Raw genomic sequence first — 3969 nt, 5'->3', positions numbered from 1 at the left:
GGGGGCGGGGGGAGAGGGATGGGGGGCCTGGGAGGCGGGGTGGGCGTTGGCCCACGGCCAGACCCGCTCTGCGTACGGCGTCTGCTGCGGCTCTGGAGTTCAGTTGGCCTGCTACCGCCACCGTGCCGTGGGCCAGCATGCGTTGGACGCCTCGGCGGGCGCTGGCGCCCAGGCGGGTGGGGTCGGTGCGGAAGAGGTCGCGGGCGCGTTCCCCGGTGATGGGGGCGGTGCCGAGTTCGGCCGCCTCTCTGGGGTCCGGGTGGTACGTGGACTCCAGGAGTTCCGGGGCGTACGGGTTCAGGAGGCCGGGGGTGAGGATGCCGGGCCAGCGCCGCAGCCTGGCTTCGGGTGCGGCGGTGGTCAGCTCTTCGTACGGGGCTACGGCCACGATGGTCGCGCCGTCGATCAGGACCGCCGTCTCCGGGGAGTGGTCGGCGGTGTGAAGTGTCAGCATCGGGCGCCTAGTTGGTGGCGATCAGCTTCAGCTCGGGGTGGGCCGTGCCGCCCTCGATCGCCGTCGAGGAGATGTGGGAAGCCACGCGGTCGTCGACCGGGTCGTTCGCCGGGTCGTCGTGGACCACCAGGTGTTCGTAGGTGGTCGCGCGCTGCGCGGGGGTGCGGCCTGCCTTGCGGATCAGGTCGATGATCTCCAGGCGGTTGGAGCGGTGCTTGGCGCCCGCCGAGGAGACCACGTTCTCCTCCAGCATGATCGAGCCGAGGTCGTCCGCGCCGTAGTGCAGCGAGAGCTGGCCGACCTCCTTGCCGGTGGTGAGCCAGGAGCCCTGGATGTGCTGGACGTTGTCCAGGAACAGGCGGGCGATGGCGATCATGCGGAGGTACTCGAAGAGCGTCGCCTGGGTGCGGCCCTTCAGGTGGTTGTTCTCCGGCTGGTAGGTGTACGGGATGAAGGCGCGGAAGCCGCCCGTACGGTCCTGCACGTCACGGATCATGCGCAGGTGCTCGATGCGCTCGGCGTTGGTCTCGCCGGTGCCCATCAGCATGGTGGACGTGGATTCCACGCCCAGCTTGTGGGCCGTCTCCATGATCTCCAGCCAGCGCTCGCCGCTCTCCTTGAGCGGGGCAATGGCCTTGCGGGGGCGCTCCGGAAGGAGCTCCGCGCCCGCGCCCGCGAAGGAGTCCAGGCCCGCCTCGTGGATACGGGTGATGGCCTCCTCGACCGACACCTTGGAGATACGGGCCATGTGCTCGACCTCGGACGCGCCGAGGGAGTGGATGACCAGCTGGGGGAACGCCTTCTTGATGGCGCTGAAGTGCTGCTCGTAGTACTCGACGCCGTAGTCCGGGTGGTGGCCGCCCTGGAACATGATCTGGGTGCCGCCCAGCTCGACCGTCTCCGCGCAGCGGCGCAGGATGTCGTCGAGGTCGCGCGTCCAGCCCTTCTTGGTGTCCTTCGGGGCCGCGTAGAACGCGCAGAACTTGCACGCCGTGACGCACACGTTCGTGTAGTTGATGTTCCGCTCGATGATGTACGTCGCGATGTGCTCGGTACCCGCGTACTTGCGGCGGCGTACGGCGTCGGCGGCGGCGCCCAGCGCGTGCAGGGGGGCGTCGCGGTACAGGACGAGCGCTTCTTCGGGCGTGATGCGTCCGCCCGCTGCCGCTCGGTCCAGCACGGCTGCGACATCCAAAGAAGCGAGTTCGGCCTTCTCGGTCACCGGGCGTCCCTTTCGTCAAGGGTTGTGGACGGACCTGTTCACCCTACGCCAGCTATGGGTCTTGCCCGACTTCAAGCGCTGTACGCCCCCGCCAGCAGGCCCAGGAACGTGCCGGTCAGGAGGAAGGGGCCGAAGGGGATCGTGGACTTGCGGTCGGCCCTGCGGAGGGCGACCAGGGTGAGGCCGTAGAGGGCGCCGGAGGCGAAGGCGGCAAGGGTGCCGAGCATCAGGGTCGGCCAGCCGTACCAGCCGAGGGCGGCGCCCAGGGCCGGGGCCAGTTTCACGTCGCCGAAGCCCATGCCGGAGGGGTTGAGGAGGTGCAGGGCCAGGTAGCCGGTGCCCAGCGCCAGCATGCCGTAGAGGGCGGTGAGCCAGTGGCCCGCGTGTTCCGGGACCAGCGCTGCCAGAGCCAGGAGGGTGAGGGTGGTCGCCGCCAAGGGGAGGGTCAGCGGGTCGGGGAGGCGGCGTACACGGAGGTCCACCGCCGCCAGGAGTACGGCCGCGGGGGCCAGCAGGAGCCATACGGCCACCTCGGGGCGGGCGCCGGTGGCCAGGGCGAGCAGCGCGCAGATCGCCGCCGTGAGCAGGGAGAGTCTCGTGGGTGTGGCCGGTGTGCAGTGCGCGCAGGGGCGGGGGCCCAGCCAGCCCTTGAGCGGGTGGCCGTTCGGGCAGCGGGAGCGCCAGGGTTCGCCCTCGGGGACGGTGAAGCGGTAGGCGGCCCGGGGCAGGAGCGCGCCCGTTCCCGCGCCCCAGAGGGCGGCCACCGCCACGGGGGCCAGGTCGTCCGTCATCGGTCCGTCCTCGTCAGATGGGCCACCGGGTTGCCCTCGGCCGAACTGTCCGACGTGTACGTCAGTTTGTCGCCCTCCGGGGTCAACTCCACGGGGTGCGGGGTGGGGTTGCAGCCCGCGTGGTTGTAGGCGGCGCCGGTGGAGGTGGCGACGATCCCGCTCTTCGTGACCTGCTTCAGGGTGAGTATGTCCGTGCAGACCGCGCCCAGTTGGTCTGTTTGGCGCATACGGCCCAGCTCTTTGCCGACAGCAGCCTGATGGATCGTCAGGTTGAAGGTGCCTGCGGGGAGGGTGCCGCCGAGTGCGGTGGCCTTGCCCTCCCAGGTGCCCAGATAGCGGGCCGGTACGGCACCGCTTCCGGTCTCGCCAAGTGTCGGGGAGGTCGAGGGCTCCGTCGCGTTGGGGGGAGGTGAGGTGGAGGCACGGGTGGGGAGCGGGGAGGCGGGGTGGGTGGGGTCCGGTTTGCCGCCCGCCGCGTCGTGACCCCCGCCCCCGCTCCAGGGGTGCAGCAAGGCCCCCAGGCCCACGGAGACGCCGACCAGCGCCGCCGCCACGGCCACCGCGACCGTGCAGCTCACCCGGCGGCCCCGGCCCGACTCGCCGGGCGCGGAGGCCGCCGAGACGCTGAGGGTGACCTTGCCGGGGGGTGTGGGACCTGTGGTGGGTGCGGTGCTGTCGGGGTCGGTTATGGGGCGGGGTGGTGCGTTCGGGACCGGGGGTGGAGCGGCTTCCGAGGACCGGGTCCGGTCGTGGTCGGCCGGTTCCTTCTCCGCGCCGGGTGCGGACATCAGCGGTGCCGGGCCGAACTCCCCCGCCCTGGGGCCCTGTTCCGCTGGCAGCAGGGCCGGGCTCGCGAACGGGACCGGGCCCGACGGCGGTTGGGGGGTTCCCTCCAGGTTCAGCAGGCTCACCGCGCTCCGGCTCACCTGCTCCAGCAGGGGGGTCGGCAGCCAGCCCGGGGTCATCAGGGTCGCCGCGCCCTCGGGGGCCAGGCGGCGGGACAGTTCGGCGGGGGCGGGACGGGACGCCGGGTCCTTGGCCAGGCAGGCGGCCGCCAGGTCGCTCAAGTCGCCGGTGAGGCCGTCCAGTTGGGGCTCCTCGTGGACGACCTTGTAGAGCAGCGCCGCCGCGGAGTCACTGGCGAAGGGGGGCCTGCCGGTCGCCGCGTACGCGAGGACCGCGCCGAGGGAGAAGACGTCGGCCGCGCCGGTGACCGGGGTGCCGAGGATCTGTTCGGGGGCCATGTAGCCGGGCGAGCCGATGGAGACGCCGGTCGAGGTGAGGGAGGCGGTGCCGTCGGTGGCGCGGGCGATGCCGAAGTCGATGAGGAGGGGGCCGTCGAGGGTCAGGAGGATATTGGACGGCTTGACGTCACGGTGGACCAGGTCAAGGGCGTGGACGGCGGCCAGCGCCTCCGCGAGGCCCGCGCCCAGCGCCCGTACCGTCGGCTCCGGCAGCGGGCCCCGCTCGGTGACGGCGGCGGCCAGCGACGGGCCCGCCGC

The 3969-nt window shown here is 72.1% G+C and carries 4 protein-coding genes; all 4 read right to left on the bottom strand.

What is annotated here, in order from left to right; translation table 11 throughout:
• Positions 1–454 (bottom strand): hypothetical protein (locus tag GTW40_RS28455; protein ID WP_161183010.1); only part of this gene is annotated, 454 nt, incomplete at its 3' end.
• 7 nt (positions 455–461) lie between these two features.
• The gene (mqnC, locus tag GTW40_RS28450) at positions 462–1676 is read right to left on the bottom strand and encodes a cyclic dehypoxanthinyl futalosine synthase (protein ID WP_161183009.1); all 1215 of its coding nucleotides are present in this window, start codon (positions 1674–1676) and stop codon (positions 462–464) included.
• A 71-nt stretch (positions 1677–1747) separates the two neighbouring features.
• On the bottom strand, positions 1748–2467 hold the full coding sequence (locus tag GTW40_RS28445; RefSeq protein WP_161183008.1) for an A24 family peptidase: 720 nt from the start codon (positions 2465–2467) through the stop codon (positions 1748–1750).
• On the bottom strand, positions 2464–3969 hold a 1506-nt coding region (locus GTW40_RS28440; protein ID WP_161183007.1), incomplete at its 5' end, for a serine/threonine-protein kinase. The genes GTW40_RS28440 and GTW40_RS28445, both read right to left, overlap by 4 nt.

The organism is Streptomyces sp. SID4985, assembly GCF_009863025.1.
In the GTDB taxonomy this organism is placed as follows: domain Bacteria; phylum Actinomycetota; class Actinomycetes; order Streptomycetales; family Streptomycetaceae; genus Streptomyces.
Note: the sequence above shows the minus strand (reverse complement) of the source record. Positions and strands in the feature narration are given on the sequence as shown.